The sequence below is a fragment of the Streptomyces spinosisporus genome, from assembly GCF_022698145.1.
GTDB classification, from domain to species: domain Bacteria; phylum Actinomycetota; class Actinomycetes; order Streptomycetales; family Streptomycetaceae; genus Streptomyces; species Streptomyces spinosisporus.
Map to the genome: position 1 here is coordinate 564,803 of NZ_JALDAX010000002.1, position 24,458 is coordinate 589,260.

General features: G+C 73.0%; 19 protein-coding genes. 7 read left to right on the top strand and 12 right to left on the bottom strand.

What is annotated here, in order from left to right; translation table 11 throughout:
• Positions 1-20: 20 nt before the first annotated feature.
• The gene (locus MQN93_RS07785) at positions 21-875 is read right to left on the bottom strand and encodes a bifunctional methylenetetrahydrofolate dehydrogenase/methenyltetrahydrofolate cyclohydrolase (RefSeq protein ID WP_016434727.1); all 855 of its coding nucleotides are present in this window, start codon (positions 873-875) and stop codon (positions 21-23) included.
• Positions 876-1,123: 248 nt separating this feature from the next.
• Here MQN93_RS07785 and MQN93_RS07790 point away from each other — a divergent pair, with 248 nt between their 5' ends.
• The 4 genes from MQN93_RS07790 to MQN93_RS07805 all read left to right on the top strand — a co-directional run bounded on the left by MQN93_RS07790 (position 1,124) and on the right by MQN93_RS07805 (position 4,791).
• Positions 1,124-1,684 carry a proline-rich domain-containing protein gene (locus tag MQN93_RS07790; RefSeq protein WP_016434726.1) on the top strand — a complete coding sequence of 187 codons (561 nt, stop codon included), beginning with the start codon at positions 1,124-1,126 and terminating at the stop codon, positions 1,682-1,684.
• A gap of 147 nt (positions 1,685-1,831) precedes the next feature.
• Complete coding sequence (locus tag MQN93_RS07795; RefSeq protein ID WP_016434725.1) at positions 1,832-2,578, top strand: FHA domain-containing protein; 747 nt, start codon at positions 1,832-1,834, stop codon at positions 2,576-2,578.
• A complete protein-coding gene (locus MQN93_RS07800; RefSeq protein ID WP_242708874.1) occupies positions 2,575-4,119 on the top strand; it encodes a protein kinase domain-containing protein in 1,545 nt (514 codons plus the stop codon). Before MQN93_RS07795 ends, MQN93_RS07800 begins: the two co-directional genes overlap by 4 nt.
• Positions 4,120-4,356: 237 nt before the next feature.
• Positions 4,357-4,791: a hypothetical protein gene (locus MQN93_RS07805; protein WP_242708875.1), complete on the top strand. Its 435-nt coding sequence runs from the start codon at positions 4,357-4,359 to the stop codon at positions 4,789-4,791.
• A 63-nt stretch (positions 4,792-4,854) separates the two neighbouring features.
• Here the strand turns inward: MQN93_RS07805 and purH are convergent, their stop codons facing one another.
• Positions 4,855-6,417 (bottom strand): bifunctional phosphoribosylaminoimidazolecarboxamide formyltransferase/IMP cyclohydrolase, encoded by a 1,563-nt coding sequence (gene purH, locus MQN93_RS07810; RefSeq protein WP_242708876.1) that lies wholly within the window; start codon positions 6,415-6,417, stop codon positions 4,855-4,857.
• Positions 6,414-7,043 carry a phosphoribosylglycinamide formyltransferase gene (gene purN, locus MQN93_RS07815; RefSeq protein ID WP_037782261.1) on the bottom strand — a complete coding sequence of 210 codons (630 nt, stop codon included), beginning with the start codon at positions 7,041-7,043 and terminating at the stop codon, positions 6,414-6,416. The genes purH and purN overlap by 4 nt, the downstream gene beginning before the upstream one ends.
• A gap of 277 nt (positions 7,044-7,320) precedes the next feature.
• Here purN and MQN93_RS07820 point away from each other — a divergent pair, with 277 nt between their 5' ends.
• Positions 7,321-8,112: a hypothetical protein gene (locus MQN93_RS07820; protein ID WP_016434720.1), complete on the top strand. Its 792-nt coding sequence runs from the start codon at positions 7,321-7,323 to the stop codon at positions 8,110-8,112.
• Positions 8,113-8,130: 18 nt separating this feature from the next.
• On the opposite strand, the gene MQN93_RS07825 is transcribed toward MQN93_RS07820, so the two are convergent.
• Positions 8,131-10,074: a cell division protein PerM gene (locus tag MQN93_RS07825; RefSeq protein ID WP_242708877.1), complete on the bottom strand. Its 1,944-nt coding sequence runs from the start codon at positions 10,072-10,074 to the stop codon at positions 8,131-8,133.
• A gap of 96 nt (positions 10,075-10,170) precedes the next feature.
• Here MQN93_RS07825 and MQN93_RS07830 point away from each other — a divergent pair, with 96 nt between their 5' ends.
• The gene (locus MQN93_RS07830; protein ID WP_242708878.1) at positions 10,171-11,031 is read left to right on the top strand and encodes a SigE family RNA polymerase sigma factor; all 861 of its coding nucleotides are present in this window, start codon (positions 10,171-10,173) and stop codon (positions 11,029-11,031) included.
• A 63-nt stretch (positions 11,032-11,094) separates the two neighbouring features.
• On the opposite strand, the gene sucD is transcribed toward MQN93_RS07830, so the two are convergent.
• The 8 genes from sucD to MQN93_RS07870 form a co-directional block, all read right to left on the bottom strand.
• The gene (gene sucD / locus MQN93_RS07835) at positions 11,095-11,979 is read right to left on the bottom strand and encodes a succinate--CoA ligase subunit alpha (RefSeq protein ID WP_016434717.1); all 885 of its coding nucleotides are present in this window, start codon (positions 11,977-11,979) and stop codon (positions 11,095-11,097) included.
• Between the two features lie 21 nt (positions 11,980-12,000).
• Positions 12,001-13,182, bottom strand: coding sequence for an ADP-forming succinate--CoA ligase subunit beta (gene sucC / locus MQN93_RS07840; RefSeq protein WP_016434716.1), 1,182 nt, complete (start codon positions 13,180-13,182; stop codon positions 12,001-12,003).
• Positions 13,183-13,707: 525 nt separating this feature from the next.
• A complete protein-coding gene (locus MQN93_RS07845; protein WP_242708879.1) occupies positions 13,708-15,726 on the bottom strand; it encodes a hypothetical protein in 2,019 nt (672 codons plus the stop codon).
• Between the two features lie 201 nt (positions 15,727-15,927).
• Entirely contained in the window at positions 15,928-17,133 is a 1,206-nt protein-coding gene (locus tag MQN93_RS07850; RefSeq protein WP_242708880.1) for a hypothetical protein, read from the bottom strand.
• 260 nt (positions 17,134-17,393) lie between these two features.
• On the bottom strand, positions 17,394-18,560 hold the full coding sequence (locus tag MQN93_RS07855) for a vWA domain-containing protein (RefSeq protein WP_372504314.1): 1,167 nt from the start codon (positions 18,558-18,560) through the stop codon (positions 17,394-17,396).
• 214 nt (positions 18,561-18,774) lie between these two features.
• A complete protein-coding gene (locus MQN93_RS07860) occupies positions 18,775-21,390 on the bottom strand; it encodes a DUF5682 family protein (protein ID WP_242708881.1) in 2,616 nt (871 codons plus the stop codon).
• A gap of 69 nt (positions 21,391-21,459) precedes the next feature.
• Positions 21,460-21,711, bottom strand: coding sequence for a hypothetical protein (locus MQN93_RS07865; RefSeq protein ID WP_242708882.1), 252 nt, complete (start codon positions 21,709-21,711; stop codon positions 21,460-21,462).
• Positions 21,708-22,847 (bottom strand): ATP-binding protein, encoded by a 1,140-nt coding sequence (locus MQN93_RS07870; protein ID WP_242708883.1) that lies wholly within the window; start codon positions 22,845-22,847, stop codon positions 21,708-21,710. The genes MQN93_RS07865 and MQN93_RS07870 overlap by 4 nt, the downstream gene beginning before the upstream one ends.
• Before the next feature lie 133 nt (positions 22,848-22,980).
• On the opposite strand from MQN93_RS07870, the gene MQN93_RS07875 reads away from it, so the two are divergent.
• Complete coding sequence (locus MQN93_RS07875; protein WP_242708884.1) at positions 22,981-24,336, top strand: SWIM zinc finger family protein; 1,356 nt, start codon at positions 22,981-22,983, stop codon at positions 24,334-24,336.
• The last annotated feature ends 122 nt before the right edge of the window (positions 24,337-24,458 follow it).

Here is a 24,458-nt window from a genome sequence, read left to right on the forward strand (position 1 = left end):
CCCCGTCGGGTCCCTTCGCCTCAGCCGGCACTGCGCTCCGCCGCCTCGACCACGTTGACGAGCAGTTGCGCGCGGGTCATCGGGCCGACACCGCCGGGGTTCGGCGAGATCCAGCCCGCGACCTCGGCGACGCCCGGGTGGACGTCGCCCACGATCTTGCCCTCGGCGCTGCGCGAGACACCGACGTCGAGGACGGCCGCGCCCGGCTTGACGTCCTCGGGCCGGACCAGATGCGCCGAACCGGCGGCGGCGATGATGATGTCCGCCCGCTTGAGGTGGGAGGAGAGGTCGCGGGTGCCGGTGTGGCACTGGGTCACGGTCGCGTTCTCACTGCGGCGGGTCAGCAGCAGCGGCATCGGGCGGCCGATGGTGACACCGCGGCCGACGACCACGACCTCGGCGCCCTTGATCTCGACGCCGTAGCGGCGCAGCAGGGTGAGGACGCCGTTGGGGGTGCAGGGCAGCGGGGCCGGTTCGTTCAGGACGAGGCGGCCGAGGTTCATCGGGTGCAGGCCGTCCGCGTCCTTGTCGGGGTCCATCAGCTCCAGGATGCGGTTCTCGTCGATGCCCTTGGGCAGCGGCAGCTGGACGATGTAACCGGTGCACGCCGGGTCCTCGTTGAGCTCCCGGACGACCGCCTCGATCTCCTCCTGCGTGGCCGTGGCGGGCAGTTCGCGCTGGATGGAGGCGATGCCGACCTGCGCGCAGTCGCGGTGCTTGCCGGCGACGTACTTCTGGCTGCCGGGGTCGTCCCCGACGAGGATCGTGCCGAGGCCGGGCGTGACGCCCTTCTCCTTCAGCGCCGCCACGCGGGCGGTCAGATCGGACTTGATCGCGGCTGCGGTGGCCTTGCCATCGAGAATCTGGGCGGTCATGGAGCCATTCTCCCGGATGACCGTCCCAGGGTTCCAATCCGGGGTCCCGACCGGAAACCGTCCCAAGATCGACGAGATTGCACTTGCACAACACATATGGCTTGCGGCTGGACAAGTAAGTCAGCGGTAAAGAACGATGGCCGGACAGTGCCGCGGGCAGCTCATCGGGGGGATCGCCGCAACACACCTGTTCCTCCGTGCGGCGCCGCGTCGTCCCCGCACGTGGAACCAACGGAGGAATTCCCGCCATGAGTTTCGGCGACCCGAACAACCCCTACGGCCCCCCGCAGGGCCAGCAGCCGGGCTACGGCCACCCGCAGCAGCCACAGCAGCCCGGGTACGGCTACCCGCAGGCGCCGCCGGTGCAGCAGCCCTACGGCGCCGGCGTCCCGATGACGACCATGCCCGGCACGGTCAACACCGCCCGTGTGCTGCTGTGGGTGATCGTCGGCCTCCAGGCCGTCGGCATGGTCTTCCTGGCCCTCGGCCTCGCCGCCATCGACAAGGCGAAGGACACCACCGACGACAGCACCGTCCAGGACATCCTCGGTGACTCCACCGGCATCCTGTGGGGCTACCTGGTCTTCGCGCTGGCCTGGCTGGTCTTCGCGGTCGTGCTGGCGGTGAAGTTCAAGGACGGCGGCAACAGCTACCGCATCACCACGCTCGTCTTCGCCATCATCACCGCGGTGCTCGGCATCTACCCGTTCGTGGTGGTGGGCCTCGTCCACACCGTGCTCGCCATCCTGGTGGCGGTGTTCGTCGGCAACGCCAACGGCAAGGCCTGGTTCAACCGCCCGCGCTACTGAGCGCCTACGGCACCAACTCACGCGCGGCACTGAACAGTTCGCGCCAATAAATCGCCCCGGGCCGTGTCTCACCCTTCCGAGGGGGACACGGCCCGCGCGCGTCGCCCTACCCTGGCCTGGATAGCTGCAGGCACGGGGAGACGCACCTTGTACAGCATCATCGTGGTACCTCCGCCGACCCCGGAGGAACACCACCGCAACCAGTTCCGGCTCGCACCCGGCGAGCGGCTCACCTTCGGACGCGCGGCGCACGACGTCGACCTGCGCATCCCGCACGACGGCGTGTCCCGCAGGGCCGGTGAGATCACCGCGCAGGGCGCCTTCTGGATACTGAGCAACCTCAGCCGGGAGCAGACGTACGTCGTGGAGAACCCGGAGGGCGCCGGGGAGCACATCAAGGTCGGTCCCGGCCGCCTGGACGCACCGGTCCCGTTCGAGTTCTCCCGGATCGTGCTGCCCGCCGCGGGCGATCTGCTGGCCATCGAGGTGTGGGCGCCGCGCCACGACTATCTGCACACCGACGGCGGGCTCGACGGCGCCACCACCGCGCCCGCCTTCTCCGTCGACCGCACCAAGCGCTACTTCGCCGTCCTCGCCGCGCTGTGCGAGCCCCGGCTGCGGGGCGAACCGCACGCCCCGCTGCCCACGGTGGACCAGGTCGTCGACCGGCTGCGCCCCAACTGGCCGAGCGCGTCGCGCACTTCGGTGCAGTGGAACATCGACTACCTCGCGGTGAAGCTGCGCCTGAAGCCGGGCCCCGAGGAGGCGGACACCGGGCCGCGGCTCAACGGCAAGAAGGAGTCGCTGGTCTCGCTCGCGCTCCGCTTCGACCTCGTGCGGGAGGACGACCTGGTGGTCCTCGCCTCCGCACGGTCCGGCCGGGTGGCCCGGTGACCGATCCGTACGCCGTGCCGGTGCCCAGGGGCTACCGGACCGGACACTGGGAGGTCCGGGAGCCCATCGCGACCGGTGCCTTCGGCAGCGTCTACGAGGGCAGACGCGTCGGCGGCCCGGCCGATCTGCCCCGCACGGCCGCCCTGAAGTTCCTGCCCACCGGCACCGGCACCCCCCGTCAGCTCACGCATCTGCGCGAACTCATCGACCGCGAGGTCGAGCTGCACCGGCGGCTGAAGCAGCCGCGGCTGATCCGGATGTACGAGACGCTCGTCGTCGACGACCCGGAGCGCCCCGCCCTCGACGGCGCCACCGTCCTCGTCCTGGAGAAGGCGGAAGGATCGCTCGGCGCCCTCCTCGACCGGGCGCCGCGGCCCGACGCGGGTCCCGCGCTCCTCGCGCAGATCTGCGAGGGCCTGGCCCAGCTGCACCGCGCCGGATGGGTGCACGGCGATCTGAAACCGGCCAACGTGCTGCTGATGAAGGACGGTTCGGCACGGCTGGCCGACTTCAACATGGCCGGGGAACTGGAGGGCACGCACGCCTACACGCCCGCGTTCTCCACGCCGGACTACACCCCGCCGGAGCTGCTCTGGGCGGAGATCGGGGAACGGGGCCGGCGGATCCGCCCGTCGGCGGACGTCTGGGCCTTCGGGGTGCTGGCGCATCTCGTGCTGACCGGCTCCTTCCCGCTGCCCGGCGGCACCCCGAGCGCCCGCCGCGACGCGGCCGTGGCCTACGCCCGCGGCACCGACGAACTGCGGCTGTCCCCCGAACTCCCGGACGCCTGGCGCCGGATCGTGCGGGACTGCCTGGCCCGTACGCACGCGGACCGGGTCGGCACGGACGCGCTGCTGCGCCGCGTCGAGGAGGCGGCCGGGACGGGCCGCTCGCCCCGGCTGCCGAGGGTGCTGCTGCCCCGCAGGCGCCGCGGCGCGGTCGCGCTGGCCTCGGCGGTGGCGACGGTGGCCGTCGCGGCGCTCGGCTACGGCATCAGCAGCTGGGCCGACTCGGGATCGGACGACGCGAAGCCGTCCGCGACGACCGCGGCGGGCTACGGCGCCACCGAACTGCGCACGGACCGGGGCATCCCGGTGCGCTACCGCCGGCTGATCGTCGACTCGGCGCACGACTGCCTCCAGCGGGAGGTCTCCCCCGCGCTCATCGCGGCGATGCTGAAGGTGGAGAGCAACTTCGACCCGAACCTCTCCGACCCCGCCAAGAACGAGTACGGCATCGCCCGCTGGACCCCGGGCGTGCTGCGCTGGTGGAGCCGCTCGGACGGCGTGCCCGCCTCGGCGACGCCCACTCCGCCCCTGTCCCCCTCGGTGTCCATCCCGGCCATGAGCCGCTACCTGTGCTTCATGGAGCCCCGCCTCGACACCTCCCTGCCCGGCGACCGCCGCCTCCTGCTCGCCGCCGCCTACCGGACCTCGTACAAGAAGGTGAACGCCGCGGGCGGTGTTCCCCCGAAGTACCACGACTACACCACCCGCGTCGCCCACTACCTCAAGGAGTACGCCCCTCCCACCGCGAAGTGACCCTGAGACTTCTCAGGTACCGCGCGCGGGACGCCCACGCGACCCTGACCACACGCCCGCGGCCTCCGGCCCCCTCGGGGGAGGGCCGGAGGCCGCGGCCGCGTCCCGCTGCTGTACGGTCCCGATGCCCCGCCCGAAGATCGCGGCGCGGGCCCACACCGGAGGGGGATCGTGAACCAGCAGCCAGTCCCGGCACCGAGAAACCCGCTGAGCGGAAGGAAGAGGACCGCTGTCGCCGTGGGGACGTTGATCGCGGCACCGTTGCTCATGGTGGCCACGGCCTGCGGATCCAAGGACGACGGCGGGCACGACGCCTCGACGGCCGCCGCACGGCCCGCCGCGAGCCGTAGCGGTGCGGCGGCGCCTGCCGCACACGCGTCCGCGCCACCCGGCCCGGCGCAGAGGCTGGCCGACCTCGACGGCGACCTCCGCCCCGCCGAGCAGTACGACCAGGTCCTCTCCGCACTGGCACCGCGCTGCAAGGAGGACAGGGCGCAGCTGGTGAACGTCGTCGACACGACGCTGAAGTCCCTCAAGAAGAAGGCCGGCGCCGACGAGGAAGAGGACGAGTTCGGCGTCCTGCAGAAGCTGGAGAGCGTGGTGCCCGCCGGGAAGCCGAAGGCCGACTGCGCCTCGCAGGCGGCGGCCTACGCGGCTGGCGAGGGGAACTGACAGCGGCGCCCCCGCACGGCCGGAGCTGTGCGGGGGCGCCGGTGTTGCGGCGTGGGTGGCGCGTCAGTGGAAGAAGTGGCGCGTGCCCGTGAAGTACATCGTGACGCCCGCCTTCTTGGCGGCCTCGACGACCAGTTCGTCGCGGACGGAGCCGCCCGGCTGGACTACGGCCTTGACGCCCGCGCCGGTGAGGATCTCCAGGCCGTCGGGGAAGGGGAAGAAGGCGTCGGAGGCGGCGTAGGAGCCCTGGGCGCGCTCGGCGCCGGCCCGTTCGACGGCGAGTTTCGCGGAGTCGACGCGGTTGACCTGGCCCATGCCGACGCCGACCGAGGCGCCGTCCTTGGCGAGCAGGATCGCGTTGGACTTGACCGCGCGGCAGGCCTTCCAGGCGAACGCGAGCTCGGCCAGTTCGTCCGCCGAGAGCGCCTCGCCGGTCGCCAGCGTCCAGTTCGCCGGGTCGTCGCCCTCGGCCTGGAGGCGGTCGGTGACCTGGAGCAGGGCGCCGCCGTCGATCGGCTTGACCTCGACCGGGTTGTCGGGACGGCCCGGGGCGCGCAGCACGCGGATGTTCTTCTTCTTGGCGAGCGCCTCCAGCGCACCGTCCTCGTAGTCGGGCGCCACGATGACCTCGGTGAAGATCTCGGCGACCTGCTCGGCCATCTCCTTCGACACCGGGCGGTTGACCGCGATCACACCGCCGAACGCCGACAGCGGGTCGCAGGCGTGCGCCTTGCGGTGCGCCTCGGCGACGTCCGAACCGACCGCGATGCCACAGGGGTTGGCGTGCTTGATGATCGCGACGCACGGCTCGTCGTGGTCGTACGCGGCACGGCGCGCGGCGTCCGTGTCCGTGTAGTTGTTGTACGACATCTCCTTGCCGTGCAGCTGCTCGGCCTCGGCCAGACCGCCCGTGCCCGAGACGTACAGGGCGGCCGGCTGGTGCGGGTTCTCGCCGTAGCGCAGCGTGTGGGCGCGCTGCAGGCTGGACGCCGTGAAGTCGGGGAACTGGGAGTCGTCCGCGGGCGCGTAGGAGGAGGCGAACCAGGACGAGACCGCGATGTCGTACTCGGCGGTGTGCCGGAAGGCCTCCGCGGCGAGCCGCCTGCGGGTCGCGAGGTCGAAGCCGCCGTCCTTGGCCGCGGCGAGGACGTCGCCGTACCGCGCCGGGCTGGTGACGACGGCGACCGACGGGTGGTTCTTCGCGGCGGCGCGCACCATCGACGGACCGCCGATGTCGATCTGCTCGACGCACTCGTCGGGCGAGGCACCGGAGGCGACGGTCTCGCGGAACGGGTACAGGTTCACGACGACGAGGTCGAACGGCTCGACGCCCAGCTCGGCCAGCTGCGCACGGTGGCTCTCCAGGCGCAGGTCGGCGAGGATGCCCGCGTGCACCTTGGGGTGCAGCGTCTTGACCCGGCCGTCCAGGCACTCGGGGAAGCCGGTGAGTTCCTCGACCTTGGTGACCGGGACGCCCGCGGCGGCGATCCGCGCCGCGGTGGAGCCGGTGGAGACGAGTTCCACGCCGGCCTCGTGCAGCCCGCGGGCGAGGTCCTCCAGGCCGGTCTTGTCGTAGACGCTGACGAGCGCCCTGCGAAGGGGCCGCTTGTTGCTCTCGGCGGTCACTGGATAACTACCTTTCGTCCCTCAATGCGATAGCCGTTGCGGGCGAGCCGCCCCACGACATCGACGAGCAGCCTTCGCTCGACTTCCTTGATGCGCTCGTGCAGAGCGCTCTCGTCGTCCTCGTTGCGGACCTCCACCACGCCCTGCGCGATGATCGGCCCGGTGTCGACGCCGTCGTCGACGAAGTGGACGGTGCAGCCGGTGACCCTGGCGCCGTACGCGAGCGCGTCCCGCACACCGTGGGCTCCGGGAAAACTGGGCAGCAGGGCGGGGTGGGTGTTCACGAACCGCCCGCCGAAGCGCGCGAGGAACTCCTTGCCCACGATCTTCATGAACCCGGCGGAGACGACGAGGTCGGGCTCGTGCGCGGCGACGGCCGCGGCGAGGTGCGCGTCCCACTCCTCGCGGCTGCCGAAGTCCCTGACCCGGCAGACGAAGGTCGCGAGCCCGGCGCGCTCCGCACGCGCCAGCCCCTCGATGCCCTCGCGGTCGGCGCCGACGGCCACGATCTCGGCCCCGTAGGCCTCGGCTCCGACGGCCGCGATCTCGTCGAGGAGCGCCTGCAGATTGGTACCGGATCCGGAGACCAGCACGACGAGGCGCTTGACCACGGGCTTGGCGGCCACGGGTGGGGCCCTTTCTCGGGGGAGCGTTTGTACGGTCGTACGAATGCTTCGAGCCCCGGGATACGGGGAAGTCTACGAAGCGGCCGAACGGCAGCAACGATACCGGCACTGAGCACGGCCCCCACGGGACGGGGGCGTGGCCGGAAGGTAGCGTCTGGGAGAGCCCCGGTCGGGAACGCGGTCGTCGTGCGGTGCGTTTCCCAGGGGAAGACTCACCCGAGACAGCCGTACGAAGGCCTGATCGCAGCCGTATCACCTAGGGGAAGACGCTCACTTGATGCCGGACCGCAGCCTGCGACTCCTCACGCTCCCCCCGCAGCCGTTGCAGGGAGGGGAGCACCGCGGCGTGCTGCTGCGCGAGCGCCCCGCCTCACCGCCGGACGCGCCCTCCGACCGGAAGGACGGCGGCAGCGGCGCCGACGGCCGGGACGGACGGGACGAGGACAGGGACAACCCCTTCGCCCCTCCGCCGGAGGGCACGCCGGACCGCCCGTGGCAGCCGCGCCGCCCGGCCGACGGCCAGGGCGGCGAGGGTTCCGACGGCGACAGCTCTCCCTGGGGCAGCCAGTGGAGCGACCGCCAGCCGGGCCGCTCCTCCGGCGGCTTCGGGCAGCGGCCCGGCAGCCCGCAGCCCGGCCCCGAGGGCCAGGGCGGGAACACGCAGGGCCCGGGCATGCGCTGGGACCCGACGGACCCGGCCCAGCGCCGCGCGCGCTACGCGCTGCTGTGCGGCATGTGGGCCTTCTTCTTCGCCCTGTTCAGCTGGCCGTACGTGGCCCTGCTGCTGGGCGCCCTCGCGCTGTACTGGGGTGTGAGCTCCCTGCGCGCCAGGTCCGCCGCCCCGCAGGGCGCCGCCGAGCCGCCGGGCCGGCCCCAGACGACGGCGGCGGTGACCGGCCTGGTGACGGCCGCGCTGGCCATCGCCCTGGTCGCCGCGTCGTTCACGGCCCGGCTGGTCTACAGCGACTACTACTCGTGCACGAACGACGCCCTGACCAACCAGGCGAAGCAGTCCTGCAGCGACCTGCTGCCGAAGGAGCTGCGCGGACTGCTCGGCACCAACAGCTGACCGGGCGCCGAGCGCGGGTCACGGCTCGTCGGGGGTGTCCGGGGCGTCCGGGGTGCTGGGGGCGGTCGGCTTCTGCGGGGGCTTGAGCGCGTCCGGTGTTCTGGGCAGGTCCGGAGTCTTGGGCAGGTCCGGAGTCTTGGGCAGGTCCGGAGTCTTGGGCAGGTCCGGAGTCTTGGGCAGGTCCGGAGTCTTGGGCAGGCCCGGTGTTCTGGGCAGGACCGGCTCGCTCTTCAGCTCCGCCCAGCGGGCCTCCAGTGCCGCCCAGCGGGCCTCGTGCGTGAGGTCGTCGCGGCGGGGTGCCGGGGGTGCGGGCAACGGCTCGGCGGGCAGGAAGTCGTAGGCCGGGCCGTCCTTCTCGGTCAGCGGGGCGTAGACGTCGCCGTCGTCGTAGGGCACGGACGGCGGCTTGGCGGGGGGCGGTGCGGGCGCCCGGTCCGCGCTCTGCGGGCCGCCTCCCGGGCCCTTCTGGAATCCGAACCATGCCGCGACCGACGCGGCCGTCCGCCGGATCCGGCCTCCGCGCGCCGGTGACGTCACCTCCGGCTCCGCCGGTGTCGGCGCGCTCGCCGCCGGCTCCACCGTCCCGGGCTCCACCGTCTTCGGTTCCATCGTTTCCGGCCCTCCCGTCCTCGGGTCAGCGACCCGCAGCTCCAGGGTCTTCCTGGTCCTGCTCTTCTCGGCGGCCAGGCGGCGCGTGCGGCACAGCCAGGCCCGTCGTAGCACCGCCGTGGGGATCGCGGGCAGCGCCGTCCAGGCGAGCGCCGCGAGACCCGTCTGCCACCACACCGGCCCGAACCGGGCCAGCTCGGCGACGCCGAGCGGACCGCCCGCGAGCCCGGTGAGGACGGCCGTGGCGACGGCGCACAGCAGCGCCGCCAGCGCGGCGGTCCCGGCGGTGTGCGCCGAGCCGGGGGACTGCGCCCGGCCCACGAACCACCCGACCGTCAGGGCGGCGGCCAGCGGCACCACCGCCGCGGCCCAGTTCACCCACTGCCCGGGTCCGGCGTCCGGCACCGCAGCCAGCAGCGGGAACGGCGGCAGCAGCGGAGCCGGCGCCGAGGACAGCGGTCCCACCACGTGACCTGCGCCCAGGACGAACCCCGGTCCCAGGGCGTACGCCGCTGCCCACACCGCCGCGTTCGGCACCAGCGCCGCGCACAGCAGCAGCACCGCGAAACGGCCCGACCAGCCCTCCGTGAGCTGCACGAACGTGCCCCGCGCCGCCGCGCCGTGCCACACCAGCGATGCCGCCACCAGCAGCGCCCCGCCGCCGACGAGCACCGCCGCGCCCGCGCCCGCTGCCCGCGCGGCCGTGCCCAGGCGCTCGCGGGCGTACGGTGCGGGCGAGCGGCGCCCGGGCGGCAGCAGCAGTCCGGGCACGGCGTCGACGGCTTCGAGCGGTCTGCCGTAGGCGCTCCACACGCCCAGGGCCGCCGCGGCCATGACGAGCGCCGGCAGGCTCACCCCGGTCCACTCCCACGAGGGCCGCAGGGCACCGCCGGACGCGTAGAGCGCGGCGGCCGTGCCGACGCCGAGGTAGCCGAGGACGACACCCGTCCAGACCGCGCGGGCGGACCCGAGCGGCGCGTCCTCCTCGTCGCCCTCGACGGCGTCGCGTGCCGCCCGGTGCACCAGCCACACCGGCAGCGCGAGCAGCAGCAGCGGCGTGACCCCCACCGGCGCGGGGACTCCGGAGAGCGTCTCGGTGCGGATCAGTTCGGTGCCGTGCGCCAGGAGCCACAGAGCGGCGGCGACGTGGAGCGAGCCGCCCGGCCCGCTGTCGGGATACGGCGAGCTGATCCACATCGCCACCACGAGCACGGCGAACGAACCGAGCCCCAGCCCGGCGGCCAGTACGCCTCCGACGAGGCCGGCGGCCAGCCCGGGCGAGCGGTCGCGCAGCCGGGCGGGCAGGGACGACAGCGGAGGTCGGCGAGCGGTCATCTGGATCACGACGGCCATGCTCCCAACGACACGCGCTTTCTCGTCGTAACGGGCAAACCTCCGTAGTGTCGCTCAATATACGTTTATGTTCTTTTTCGTTCGGAAGGGCGCATCGTGACGCAGGGTCAGGTCGACGAGGCCAAGGTGACGGTGTGTCTGGAGAAGCAGCAGGCCCCTGCCCTGACCCCCGCTCAGGCCTTCGACGCGCTCTACGCGTTCTGCGCGCCCGCCCTCGTACGGCAGGCCTATTTGCTCACCGGACGGCGCGAGCTGGCGCGCGAGTCGGTCGAGCGGGCCTTCCAGCTGGCCTGGCAGCGCTGGCCCGAGGTGGCCCGCGACCGGGACCCGGCGGGCTGGGTGCGGGCGACGACGTACGAGTACGCGCTCTCCCCCTGGCATCGGTTCCGCCCGAGCCACCGCCACCCGGAGCCCCCGCCGTCCGACGCGGGCGACCGCGCGCTGATGGACGTCCTGCTCACGCTGCCGGCGCCGTACCGCAGGACACTGCTGCTGTACGACGGTGTGGGTCTGGATCTGCCGGAGACGGCGGCCGAGACGGAGGCGAGCACACCGGCCGCGGCGGGCCGGCTGCTGCATGCGCGCGAGGTGATCGCCGCGCGTCTGCCGGACCTGGCCGACCAGTCCGTGCTGCACCGCCGACTGGCCGAAGTGGCCTCAGCGGAGCAGCTGCGCGCGCGCAGGCCGCCGACGGTCCGCACGGCCGGCGAGCGCAGATCACGGTTCTGGGCACGGGCTGCCATCGCGTTCACGGTCGCGCTCATCGGAACGACGACCTTCACCCTGCGCACGGCTCCGACGCACTACGAGCCCCCGGTCGCGCCCGGCGTGCAGGTGCAGGGAGTGCCGCCGCGGGTGGCGCTCGGGCCGCTGTCGGAGGCGGAGACCCGGCTGCGGGCGAAGCTGCGCCGGAGCACGGTGAACGGGCCCGAGCGGCTGGTGCCGCAGTTCAGGTGACGCGAACGGGCCCGCCCCCGTGCGGGGAGCGGGCCCGTCAACACCCTTGCGGGAAGCGGCGGTTCAGCCGGCCAGGATGGCGCGCGCCAGCTTGGCGGTCTCGGTCGGCGTCTTGCCGACCTTGACGCCGGCGGCCTCGAGGGCCTCCTTCTTCGCGGCGGCCGTACCGGAGGAGCCGGAGACGATGGCGCCGGCGTGGCCCATGGTCTTGCCCTCGGGCGCGGTGAAGCCCGCGACGTAGCCGACCACCGGCTTGGTCACGTTCTCCTTGATGAAGGCCGCGGCACGCTCCTCGGCGTCGCCGCCGATCTCACCGATCATCACGATCAGGTCGGTGTCGGGGTCGGCCTCGAACGCGGCGAGCGCGTCGATGTGCGTGGTGCCGATGACCGGGTCGCCACCGATGCCGACGGCGGAGGAGAAGCCGATGTCCCGCAGCTCGTACATCATCTGGTACGTCAGCGTGCCCGACTTCGAGACCAGGCCGATACGGCCCGGCTTGGTGATGTCGCCCGGGATGATGCCGGCGTTCGACTGGCCCGGCGTGATCAGGCCGGGGCAGTTCGGGCCGATGATCCGGGTCTTGTTGCCCTTCTCCACGGCGTACGCGTAGAACGCGGCCGAGTCGTGCACCGCGATGCCCTCGGTGATGACGACCGCGAGCGGGATCTCGGCGTCGATGGCCTCGACCACGGCGGCCTTGGAGAAGGCCGGCGGGACGAAGAGGACGGATACGTTCGCGCCCGTCTTCTCCATCGCCTCGGCGACCGTGCCGAAGACCGGGATCTCGGTGCCGTCGAAGTCGACGGAGGTGCCCGCCTTGCGCGGGTTCACGCCACCGACGATGTTCGTGCCGTCACCGAGCATGAGCTTGGTGTGCTTCATGCCCGTCGAGCCGGTCATGCCCTGGACGATGACCTTGGAGTCCTTGTTGAGGAAGATAGCCATGGCTGTGTAGTCCCTCGTCCCTTACTTCGCAGCAGCCGCGAGCTCTGCGGCCTTGTCGGCCGCGCCGTCCATGGTGTCGACGCGCTGCACCAGCGGGTGGTTGGCGTCGGTGAGGATCTTGCGACCCAGTTCGGCGTTGTTGCCGTCGAGGCGGACGACGAGCGGCTTGGTGACGTTCTCGCCACGGTCCTCGAGGAGCTTGAGGGCCTGGACGATGCCGTTGGCGACCTCGTCGCACGCGGTGATGCCGCCGAAGACGTTGACGAAGACGGACTTGACGTCCTCGTCGCCCAGGATGATCTCCAGGCCGTTCGCCATGACCTGGGCGGAGGCGCCACCGCCGATGTCCAGGAAGTTGGCGGGCTTCACGCCGCCGTGGTTCTCGCCGGCGTACGCGACGACGTCGAGGGTGCTCATGACGAGACCCGCGCCATTGCCGATGATGCCGACCTCGCCGTCGAGCTTGACGTAGTTGAGGTTCTTCTCCTTGGCGGCGGCCTCCAGCGGGTTCGCGGAGTCCTTGTCCTGGAGGGCCTCGTGCTCCGGCTGGCGGAACTCGGCGTTCTCGTCCAGGGAGACCTTGCCGTCGAGGGCGATGACGTCGCCGGAGGCGACCTTGGCCAGCGGGTTCACCTCGACCAGGAGGGCGTCCTCCTCGACGAAGGTCTTCCACAGGGTGACCAGGACGTCGGCGACCTTGTCGGCGACCTCGGCCGGGAAGTGGGCGGCCTCGACGATCTGGCGGGCGACCTCGGGGGTCACACCGACGTTGGCGTCGATCGGCGTCTTGGCGACGGCCTCGGGGCGGGTCTCCGCCACCTCCTCGATCTCCATGCCGCCCTCGACGGACGCAATGGAGAGGAAGGTGCGGTTGGCGCGGTCGAGGAGGAAGGAGACGTAGTACTCCTCCACGATCTCGGGGGCCGTCTCGGCGATCATCACCTTGTGGACCGTGTGGCCCTTGATGTCCATGCCGAGGATGTTGGTCGCGTGCTCGACCGCCTCGTCGGCGGTGGCGGCGAGCTTCACGCCACCGGCCTTGCCACGGCCGCCCACCTTCACCTGGGCCTTGACGACAGACTTGCCACCGAGGCGCTCGGTGGCTGCGCGGGCCGCCTCAGGCGTGTCGATGACTTCACCGGCCAGCACCGGTACATCGTGCTTGGCGAAGAGGTCCCTCGCCTGGTACTCGAACAGGTCCACGCGCTTCCGTCCCTATCAGTGATCTCGCGGTTCGTTGGATGCGTGGGCGTGCCGCGAAGGGCAACGTGACGTCCGCCGAGTGTCACAAGGGAGGCGCACACGGTGTCCGAGCGCGCGGCATGTCCGTCTCGCAGGTTATCGCTGCTTCCGAGGGGCCTCTAAATCGCGGGTCACACCTGAGCGGTGATACCTGTCACATGATGCCGCGCTCACTGGCACGGGGTGCCGTGAGTGAGGGCAGGTGTGGGCATGGGGTGCGTGCATGGGGTGCGTGCATGGGTAGGGCCTCACCGGGCTGGGGTTGACCCGGTGAGGCCCACTGAGCCCCCCGGCGGGCATGGCTTGCGCCGCCTTCGGGGCTCTGGGCGGGCGATCCCCACCCCAATGGGGACCGTCCGTCCCGTACCGCGGGGTTGGGGCCGGACAGTCCGACGGCTTTCGGCCGTCCGGGTCCTGCGACCACGCGGAGTCGGTTGTCCGGCGCGTTCCAGCTGGGGCGCCGGGGAACGGGGGTGCCGGTCGGCGTCAGACGCTGTCCGGGTGGGCGTTGTGGGGGACGTCCTGGGGGAGGCCCTGGTGGAAGCCCTGGTGGAGGTCTTGCACGTGGCCCGGGGTGATCGACTCGGCGACACCCTCCACGCCGGTCACGGCGTGCCCGGCGAGCGGACCCGCGGTGGAGTGCACGGTGCCCTGCAGATCACCGGCGAGGGGCGCGACGCGACCCACGACCCCCTGCGCGAACGGGCCGACCTCGCCGGTCACCCCGCCCGCGAAGGGGACGACGTCGTCCACGACGCCGTACGCCAGCGTCGTCGCGCTGCCGCCGACGCCCTGCACGACCGGGTGGACGGTCTCGGTGACCGTGTCCACGACCGGCTGGACCGCGCCGGCGACACCCTGCGCGAACTGCGGCACCTCGCCGGTCACTCCGTACGCCAGCCCGGTCGCCTGCCCGGTCACGCCGTACGCGAGCGGCACCGCGGCCTCGGCGACCCCGGCGGCGAACGGCTGGACGTCACCCACCACGCCGTGGGCCAGCGCGCCCGTGTCCGTCACGGCCTGCCCGGCGACCGGCAGCACACCGTCCACGGCGGTGTGCGCGACGGGCGGCAGCACGGCACCGGTGACGTCGTCGCGCACCTGGCCGACCAGGTCGGTGGCGTACGGCGGCACGTCCGCCACGACACCGCCGACGACCGGCACCGCGCCGTAGACGGCACCGCCGGCCACCGACCGCACACCGGACACGGCCCCGCCCGCGACGGGCGTCACGCCGTGCACCGCGCCGGAGGCGACCGGCAGCACACCGTCCACCGCGTCAGCGGCGACCGGTTGCACATCGCCCACCACGCCGTACGCCAGCTGCGTCGCGGTGCCGACCGCGTGCCCCGCCGTCTGCCCGACGCCGGACACGGCACCACCCGCAACGGGCGTCACGCCGTGCACCGCGCCGGAGGCGACCGGCAGCACACCGTCCACCGCGTGACCGGCGACGGGTGCGACCCCGGCGACGGCCTGCCCGGCGACCGGGACGACGCCCGCGACCGCCTGGCCCGCCACCGGCGTCACGCCGTGCACGGCACTGGCGGCGAGCGGCGGGAGGGCTGCCGCGACGGTCTCGTCGACGACCGGCCCGACCGTGCCGGGGACTGCGGAGACGGCGCCCGTGACTCGGCCGGGGACTGCGGAAACGGCGCCCGTGACACGGCCGGGGACCGCGGAGACGGAGTCGTGCGCGGCACCTGCGACGGCGCCGGCCTCGGTCTGCGCGACCGCGGTCACGCCTGTCGCCCGGCCCGCGCCGGCGACGGTGTGCTGCGCCCTCGTCCGTACGACGCCGTCGACGCCCTGCGTCGTGGAGCGGGCCGCCGACTGCACGCCCTGGAGCTTCGTCTGAGCTGCGGCGAGCGCCTCCTCCACCTCCGGCGCGAAGGCTCCGAGCGGACCGAAGAGGTAGTCGACCTCACCGCGGGTGGAGGAGGTCGTGCCGAAGACGGTGGTTCGGGCTGCGGTGCCCGCGGCTGCGGCCGTGGCGTGCACATCGGCAGATGTCGCGGCCCGCGCGGCACGGGCGGCCTTGGCGCCATGGATGGCGGCGGCGCCCCTCATCCGGGAGGTGGAGGGCTGGGGGGCCGCCATCTGCTTGCCGGTCCGGGCGGCGGGCTGCTTGTCGGCCTGCTTGGTGGCCTGCTTGGTGGCCTCCTGTGTGGCGGTGGTGGCGGGCGCCGTCCGTCCGGCCGGTCCTGTCCGCTCGGCGCCGCCGAGGGTGTGGGTGACCGTGGAGGCGGTGTGCTGGACGTCGGTGACGACGCCGTCGACCGTGCCGGTGACGGCGTCGGTGACCGGGCCGGTGACGGCTTCGGTGACCGGGCCGGTGACGGCTTCGGTGACCGGGCCGAGAGTGCTGTCGGTGTCGCCGGTCGCGTCGGACGCGGACAGGGACGATGCCGGCAGTTCGTCGGCGCTGGCGACGGCGGAGCCGAGCGCCCATGCGCCGGTCACACCGGCGGCTATGACGATGGAACGACGGATGTTCTTGTTCATGCGTGCTTCAGATCCCTGGATCTTCGAAAGGCTGGGGCAGTTGCGGCGCCGCGTCCGGACCCGATCCTGGACGTCGGGACCGGCGGAGTCGGCGGCATGCGTCCGGGAAACTCAGGTGTGCCCGGACGGGGTGGCTGAACAGGAATGGCAGACCTGTTCCGTTCCCGCGCGGCGGTTCCGGCAGGAGAAGGCCTGCCTGCCCTAGCCGGGGAAGACGGGGATGTCCCGGTACCTGTCCCGGGTGCCGGCCGCGTCCACGCGAGCGGCGGCGCCGGGCACGAGCCGCACGGGCGCCCGGTGGTTCAGGGTGACCGCGTGCGCGTCACTGTGCCTGGAGGTGCCGTTGTCGACCGCGGCGTGGCTCAACAGCTCGCCGGTCGGGTCACTGTCGGGCGCCTGGTGCGCCGGGGCGTGCCCGGCACCGGCGGCCCGCTGCCCCCGGGGCTGCACCGGGGTGGCGTCGGCCTCGACCTTGGTGACATGGGAGGCGGTTCGTGGCCCGAACGCCGCGCCGCCCGGCCCGCTGCCGGAACGTCTGTCGTCCACGGCCGCTTCCGCCGCGGGCCCGGCGGGAGCCGGCTGCGGGGTCTGCGTGACGGGGGCGGGCAGCGTGTGGCCCGGCACCTCGGGAAGACCGGGCAGGAGCGGCACCGTCGGAGAGCCGGGCAGGACCGGCAGATTCGGCAGAGTGGGCAGTGCCGACAACGGCGGCATCTGCGCCGTCGCCCTGCCCAGCCCGGCGGTCACCGTCTCCACCAGACCGCCGACCGGCTGCAGGACCCGGTCGCTCAGGGTCCGGACGAGCCGACCGGCCGTCGGGTCGGCAACCCGATCGCCCGCACCGAGTCCCGCGAGCGAGTCGGTGAGCGGGTGACGGGAGGGCGCGGGACGGGGCTTCGCCCCGGACGCGGGAACGGAAGCGGGACCCGGGACTGGGTCTGCGACGGTGTCGGGGTCTGGGGCAGGGTCGGGGTCTGGGACAGGGTCGAGGTGGGGGTCGGACGTGGCGGGAGCGTGCGGCTCGGGGCGCAGTTCGTGGTGCGGCCTGTGATGCGACGTGGGCCGCGACGTGTGCTGCGACTCGTACGAAGTGTCCGGCGCGTGCCCGGGCTTCGCACCGGTGGCGGGCGCTCCCGGCTGCACCGCGGGTGCCGTCGGTATGTGCGTCAGCGCGCCGACCGTGTCGATCACATGGCCCGTCAAGGACCGCACACCCTCCACCGGCCCCGGCGGCGCGACCTCGGAGGAGGCCGGCTGTGTCCGCTCCGCCGCGTGCGCCTGCTCCCCGCAGAGGAATCCGAGCGCGAACAATCCGCCCACCAGCAGGCCCACTTGCAGCGCACGCCGCCCGGCCGCCGTGCGCAGGATGCGCACAGCGACACCGGGCAGGGCTGCTGGCCAGGTCAAGGGGGTGGATCCTCCTGTGCGGCGGAACGGAGTACACACAACAAGCCGTGACGGCTACGAGGCGGTGCGACGCGGCACTGACGAGCGGAGCACGGCGTACGGCTGACAGGACGTCGATCCTTGCACGGCCCTCCCGAGGTTGCGCAAGCCCCCTGTTACCGATGGGTAGTCATGTCCGTTTTGCTGGGCCAAGTCGGACGACGATGGATCGACAAATCGTCACCGAACGGCCCTACGCGGTTCCACGAACCGTTCCGCGGTCACGCCGCGTTCGGTATGGGCAGCGGCCGCTTCTCGATCGCCGCCGCCATCACCTCCGGGAAGAGGTCGGGCGTGCAGGCGAACGCCGGTGCCCCGAGCGCGGCGAGCGCGGATGCGTGCTCCCGGTCGTAGGCGGGTGCCCCTTCGTCCGAGAGCGCGAGCAGCGTCACGAACTGCACCCCCGACGCCTTCATCGCGGCGACCCGCTTGAGCATCTCGTTGCGTATCCCGCCCTCGTAGAGGTCGCTGATCAGGACCACCACCGTCTCCGCGGGCCGGGTGATCTGCGACTGGCAATAGGCGAGCGCACGGTTGATGTCCGTGCCGCCGCCGAGCTGGGTCCCGAACAGGACGTTCACCGGGTCGTCGAGCTGGTCGGTGAGGTCGACGACCGCCGTGTCGAAGACGACGAGTCGCGTGGAGATCGTCCGCATCGAGGCGAGCACCGCCCCGAACACCGATGCGTACACAACGGATGCCGCCATGGATCCCGACTGGTCGATACAGAGGATGACCTCCTTCTTCGTGGACTGTGACGCCCGCCCGTACCCGATGAGCCGCTCCGGCACGATCGTTCGGTACTCGGGCAGGTAGTGCTTGAGGTTGGCCGCGATGGTGCGGTTCCAGTCGATGTCGTGGTGGCGCGGCCGGCTGATCCGGGCGCTGCGGTCGAGCGCGCCGGAGAGGGTGGCCCGGGTCCGGGTGGCGAGCCGCTTCTCGAGGTCCTCGACGACCTTGCGCACGACGGCCCGTGCCGTCTCCTTCGTCGTCTCCGGCATCGCCTTGTTGAGGGAGAGCAGCGTGCCGACGAGGTGCACGTCCGCCTCCACCGCCTCCAGCATCTCCGGCTCCAGCAGCAGCGTGGACAGACCGAGCCGGTCGATGGCGTCGCGCTGCATGACCTGGACGACCGAGGAGGGGAAGTACGTCCGGATGTCCCCGAGCCAGCGCGCCACGGACGGCGCCGACGCCCCGAGCCCCGCCGAACGGTCCCGCCCCGACTGCCCCGGCTTGTCCCCCTTCCCGTACAGCGCGGCCAACGTCCCGTCCATGGCGGAGTCCTGGCCCGACAACGTGCATCCCGTGCCGTCGGCCGCGTCGCCCCCGAGCACCAGCCGCCAGCGCCTCAGCCGCTCCTGCGCCGGGTCCGTCGTCGCGGTGGGCATCGGCTCCGTGCCTGTCGCGTCGGTGGTCATCGGCTCCGTGCCCGTCGCGTCGGTGGTCATCGGCACACCACTGGACGGGGCCGGTCCCAGAGGGGCATCACCGCGGCGACGGCCACGGGACGGTCCTTCGTCCGGTCTCCTCCGCGCCCCTTGCCGTCACCGTTGAGGCCCCTCACACCGGCGCCTTCCCGCGTCTGTGTCCGTCGGATCGTCGTCATCCCGCCACCCCTGCAAGGTTGTTGTCGACGCCGTTGCCTTCAGCGCCCTGTGTCACTTCCCCGAGCCCCAGCAGCAGCCGGACCACCGGCAGCACCGCGGCCGCCCGCGCGGAGTCCAGACCGTCCGCGAAGCCGGGTATGCCGGATCCGGCGGCCGTCACGCCGCGACGCTCCCCCGGTCCGCGCCGCACCAGCTCGCCGAGCGTCCTGCGTACGCCCGGCTCGTACGCCGAGAACGTCCGCCGCAGCAGGGACAGTACGTCCGTGAACGCGTCCGCCGGCACTCCCGTCAGCCATGCGTCGACCAGCCCGAGCAGCCGCTCGTCGTGCACGAGGAGCATTCCGCCGCCGGATCCTCCGCCGACGAAGCCCTCGATCCACGCGGCCGCGTCGGCGAGCGGCGTGCCCGGCGAGAGCACGAGCCCCATGAGCCGCGCCGCCTCGTCCTGCCCCAACTCCCCGTCATCCAGCAGCAGTCGTACTGTCCGGCCCCGGATCACCCCGGGCACCGTGTCCCGGACGGACAGCACACGCAGGACCGAGTGCCAGCGGCCGCGCAGATCGCCGTGCCGGGGCGCGGGCACGTCGGCGAGCAGCCCCACCGCCCCGTGGACCGCGTCCACATGACGCCGCATCTCCTCGGCCGCGTCCGCGTCCAGGGCCGCGCAGGCCGGCGGCAGGCCGACGAATATCCGCTCGGCGAGGCCCGCCGCGACCCCGGCCAACGCGCCGGTGTCGGTGCCCCGGACATCGCCGTACCGCAGCGAGCGGACCAGGGCGGGCAGGGCCTGTGCGAGATGGCCGACGTCCGTGTCCAGTGCCGCGCGGTCGGCGAGGATCCGCATCACCACCGGCAGCGCGTCCGGCAGTTCGGCCAGCAGACAGCGCTCGGCGAGCCCGGTGACATCGGCCAGTGCCTGCGCGCCGAGGGCGTCCGCCTCCGCCTTGGCCGTGGCTGCGGCGAACACCGTCGTGCCCCACACCCCGGCCTCCGCCACCCGCACGGACAGCTCGGGCTCCCAGCGCAGCCGCCAGGTCTCCCGGAAGGTGCCGGTGCTGCCCCGCGACACCGCCGGCTCGCCCCATCCGATGCCCAGCAACCGCAGCCGGTGCAGCAGCCGGCTGCGCCCGGCGTCGGTCTCCTTGCGCAGGTCGAGCTCCAACTCCCGCTCCAGCGCCTCCGGTTTGAGACGCAGCCGGCGCTGGATCCGGTCCAGGTCCCGCTGCAGCGGCACGGCGGGGGCGGACTGCGGCACCTCCCCCAGCACATCGCCGACGACCAGCCGGTCGTGCACCAGCGCGAGTGGCACGTCCGAGCCCTCGCACATCACCGCGCGCACGGCGTCGGTCGTCTCGCCGAGCCCGGGCAGCGGGCGGCCGCGCATCGCGGCGAGCGTCTCGGCCAGCCGCACCGCCTCGATGACATGCGCCGAGGAGACGATCCGGTCCTCCTCGCGCAGCAGTCCGGCCACCTTGGTCATCCAGCGCTCGATCGGCCGGTCGGGCGCGGCGAACAGATGCCCGTACCAACCGGGTGAGTCGATCCCCGCCCCGTACCCGCTGACCCGCGACAGCCGCCGGTGCGTCCAGGGCACCCAGGTCATGTCCGTCTTGACCTTCGGCAGCCCCTTCAACAGGGCCCTGTCGGCGGAGACGGCCGTCTTCTGCCGCAGCGCGGGCACATGCCAGGCCCCGCAGACGACGGCGACCTCGTCCTCGAACTCCATCCGTGCCGCCCGCACTTGGAGCCGCATGTACGCCTCCCGCACGAGAGCGCGGTCATGTCCCCCGCTGCCGTACGCCTCCCGCAACGCCCCCATGGCCTCTTCCAGCACGACGAACGGCGCGAAGGCGTCCCCCTCGGCGCTCCCCCGGTGTTCGACGACGTCCTCCCACCATCGCTCGGGATCGTCATAACCGGCGGCCTCGGCAAGCACGGCGAGCGGATCGATGCGCACGTCGGCGTCCGCAGCGGGCGCAGCAGTGGACCCGGCCTCGGGATCCGGGCCGGCACCGGACCCGGCGTCAGAACCCGGACCAGATTCGGACCCGGCGTCGGAATCTGGGCCAGAACCGGACCCGGCGTCAGAACCCGGACCAGCACCGGACCCGGCGTCAGAACCCGGACCAGCACCGGACCCGGCCTCGGAACCCGGACCAGCACCGGACCCAGCGCCGGAACCCGCATCAGAACCAGCCCCGTCCCCGTCGCCCACCCCCTCGCCCGGCCTCTCTCCCGCCCCCTCGTCCTTCCCCCACGCCAGCGTGTGTGTGGCGGGCAAGTCGATGAAGCGTGCCGGGACTTCGTGCTCCACGGCCCATCGGATCGCGACCCACTCCGGGGAGAACTCGGCGAGCGGCCAGAAGGCCGAGCGGCCCGGCTCGTCCACGGCGTGGGCGAGGAGGGCGACCGGCGGCCGCATGTCCTCCTCTGCGGCCAGCGGGATCAACGTGTCCGCCTCGGGCGGCCCTTCGATCAGCACGACCCGGGGCCGGGCCGCGTCCAGGGCCGCCCGCACCGCGCGCGCCGAGCCGGGCCCGTGATGCCGTACGCCCAGCAACAGCGGCCCACCGCCGACCGTCGCGCGACCGCCCTTCTCAAGTCCCGTCACGCCCTCCCCCTCTCAAGCCCCGTCACACCGTTCCCCTCTCATCGCCACACCCGGCCACCGCCGGACGCCTCATCGCCACACCTGGCCGCCACCGCACGCCGCCCCGACGCCCCCGCTGCCGTACCCGACGTGCCCACCGTCCTCGTACGCCGCGCACACCGAGCCGCCCGGCCCCTGGAACCCGCCCCGCCCCTGGAATCCGCCCGATCCCTTCGAGCCGCCGGAACCCTTGCTCCCGCCGGACCCCTTGCTCCCGCCGGACCCCTTGCTCCCGCCCGGCTCCTTGCCGTCGCCCGAGCGCCCCCACCCCAGGTCGCTCACGCGCTCACCTCCCGGCAGGCCCGGTAGAAGTCCTTCCAGCCGTCGCGTTCGCGGACGACCGCCTCCAGGTACTCCTGCCAGATGACGCGGTCGGCCGCCGGGTCTCGGACGACGGCGCCGAGGATGCCCGCGGCGACGTCGCCGGAGCGCAGCACACCGTCGCCGAAGTGCGCGGCCAGGGCGAGCCCGCTGGTGACGACGGAGATGGCCTCGGCCGTCGACAGCGTGCCGCTCGGCGACTTGAGCTTCGTCCGGCCGTCGGAGGTGACCCCGTCGCGCAGCTCGCGGAAGACGGTGACGACGCGGCGGATCTCGTCGATGCCGTCGGGCGCGGCCGGCAGGTCGAGGGAGCGCCCGATCTGGTCGACGCGGCGCGAGACGATGTCGACCTCGGCCTCGACGCTCTCCGGCAGCGGCAGCACCACCGTGTTGAAGCGGCGACGCAGGGCGCTGGAGAGGTCGTTCACCCCGCGGTCGCGGTCGTTGGCCGTGGCGATCAGGTTGAAGCCGCGGACCGCCTGCACCTCCTGCCCCAACTCCGGTATCGGCAGGGTCTTCTCGGACAGGATCGTGATCAGGGTGTCCTGCACGTCGGCGGGGATACGGGTCAGCTCCTCGACCCGCGCCGTCATCCCCTGCGCCATGGCCCGCATGACCGGGCTGGGCACCAGCGCGTCCCGGCTCGGGCCGTTGGCCAGCAGCTGCGCGTAGTTCCAGCCGTAGCGGATCGCCTCCTCCGGGGTCCCGGCCGTGCCCTGCACGAGCAGGGTCGAGTCGCCGCTGACGGCCGTGGTCAGATGCTCGGACACCCAGGTCTTCGCGGTGCCGGGCACGCCGAGCAGGAGCAGGGCGCGGTCGGTGGCGAGCGTGGTGACGGCGACCTCGACGATGCGGCGCGGACCCACGTACTTCGGCGTGATCACCGTGCCGTCCGGCAGTGTGCCGCCGAGCAGATACGTCGCCACCGCCCACGGCGACAGCTTCCAGCGGGCCGGGCGCGGGCGGTCGTCCTGCGCCGCCAGCGCGGCGAGTTCGCCCGCGAAGGCGTCTTCGGCGTGCGGTCGCAACGCCTCGGCCGGCTCCTTCGCGAGAACTCCGGTTGCTTCGACGGTCGTCGGTTCCACGGACACAGACATGGCTGAGGCCCCCTCCAGCTCGGCCGGTTCGGATCTGTGACCAACCGTGCACCACGCCACTGACAATCCGTTGTGACCTGCGAAAACGCGCTCGCCAGGCCCATTGTCAGTGGGGGGATCTACCTTCGATGGCATGACTCAGCAGGGGGTGCGCTGGAGCGCGGACCAGGTGCTGGCGCTGGCGCCTGACGCCGCGTCACGCAAAGCAGGAAGCAAACTCGGAGCGGCCGGGCCGTGGTCCGAGGCGGGGAGTTCCGACGAGGGGGCGGTATGGGGACTGTGCAAGGGCAGCGGCAGCAAGCCGTATCAGACGGTGGTCGACCTCGCGGACGCGGCGGGTCCCGCGTACAAGTGCAGTTGTCCGAGCCGCAAGTTCCCGTGCAAGCACGCTCTCGGACTGCTGCTGCTCTGGGCCGGGGAGGACGGTGCGGTGCCCCCGGGCGAGGCGCCGGACTGGGCGGAGCAGTGGATGGCGGGGAGAAGGCAGCGCGCCGAGCAGAAGCGGTCGACGCCTTCGGCCGATTCCCCGTCCGGATCCGGTGATCCCGAGGCCGCGCGGCGCCGGGCGGAGCGCCGGGCCGCGCGGGTCACCGCGGGGGCGAGTGAGCTGGAGCAGCGTCTGGCCGACCTGCTGCGCGGCGGTCTGGCCGGCGCGGAGCAGGCGGGGTACGGGCTGTGGGAGGAGACCGCGGCCCGCATGGTCGACGCGCAGGCGCCCGGACTGGCCGCGCGAGTGCGGGAGTTGGGGGCGATACCGTCGTCGGGACCCGGCTGGCCCGTGCGGCTGCTGGAGGAGAGCGCGCTGCTCCACCTCCTCGACCAGGGCTGGCTGCACCGCGAACAGCTGCCGGACGACCTGGCGGCGGCGGTCCGTACCCGCATCGGCCTGCCCGGCACGGCGGACGGTCCGCCGCTGCGGGACCGCTGGCTGGTCCTCGCCCAGTACGACACGGCGGACGCCCGCCTGACCACCCGCCGCATCTGGCTGTACGGCACCGACTCGGACCGCACCGCGCTGCTGCTCTCCTACGGCGCCGCGGGCCGGGCACCGGAGCTGGCGCTGCCGGTCGGACTGACCCTGGACGCCGAGGTGTCCGCCTATCCCGGTGCCGGGCAGCAACGTGCGGCCCTGGGCGAGCAGTTCGCCCCGCCGGCACCGGCCACGGCGCGGCCGCCGGGAGTGACGACGGCCGAAGCAGCCGCTCGTTACGGCGAGGCGCTGCGCGACGATCCCTGGCTGGACTCCGTCCCGGTGACCCTGGACCGGGTCATACCGACCCCGGACGGCGACTCCTGGCAGCTGGCGGACGCCGACGAGGACAGCGCGCTGCCCCTGACGCCGTCCGCCCGGTCCCGGCCCGGCCTGTGGCGTCTCGTCGCCCTGTCGGGCGGCGCCCCGGTCAAGGTCTTCGGCGAATGCGGCCACCGCGGCTTCACCCCGCTGGCGGCCTGGCCCGAGGCGACCGGAGAGGCGGTGCAGCTGTGCTGACCGGTGCAGCTGTGCGGACCCGCCCCGCGGGCCCCGCTCTCCCCTCCCTCCCGTCCTCCCTCCCGTCCTCCCTCCCGTCCTTCCTCTGCACCTTCGCTCTCTTCTTCCTCTGCTCCTCCGTC

Coding starts and splice junctions, on each gene's coding strand:
- sucD (WP_016434717.1), bottom strand. CDS start 11,979: ATGGCTATCTTCCTCAACAAGGACTCCAAGGTCATCGTCCAGGGCATG.
- MQN93_RS07855 (WP_372504314.1), bottom strand. CDS start 18,560: ATGCCCACCGCGACGACGGACCCGGCGCAGGAGCGGCTGAGGCGCTGG.
- MQN93_RS07845 (WP_242708879.1), bottom strand. CDS start 15,726: ATGAACAAGAACATCCGTCGTTCCATCGTCATAGCCGCCGGTGTGACC.
- MQN93_RS07785 (WP_016434727.1), bottom strand. CDS start 875: ATGACCGCCCAGATTCTCGATGGCAAGGCCACCGCAGCCGCGATCAAG.
- MQN93_RS07790 (WP_016434726.1), top strand. CDS start 1,124: ATGAGTTTCGGCGACCCGAACAACCCCTACGGCCCCCCGCAGGGCCAG.
- MQN93_RS07820 (WP_016434720.1), top strand. CDS start 7,321: ATGCCGGACCGCAGCCTGCGACTCCTCACGCTCCCCCCGCAGCCGTTG.
- MQN93_RS07870 (WP_242708883.1), bottom strand. CDS start 22,847: ATGTCTGTGTCCGTGGAACCGACGACCGTCGAAGCAACCGGAGTTCTC.
- MQN93_RS07825 (WP_242708877.1), bottom strand. CDS start 10,074: ATGGCCGTCGTGATCCAGATGACCGCTCGCCGACCTCCGCTGTCGTCC.
- MQN93_RS07875 (WP_242708884.1), top strand. CDS start 22,981: ATGACTCAGCAGGGGGTGCGCTGGAGCGCGGACCAGGTGCTGGCGCTG.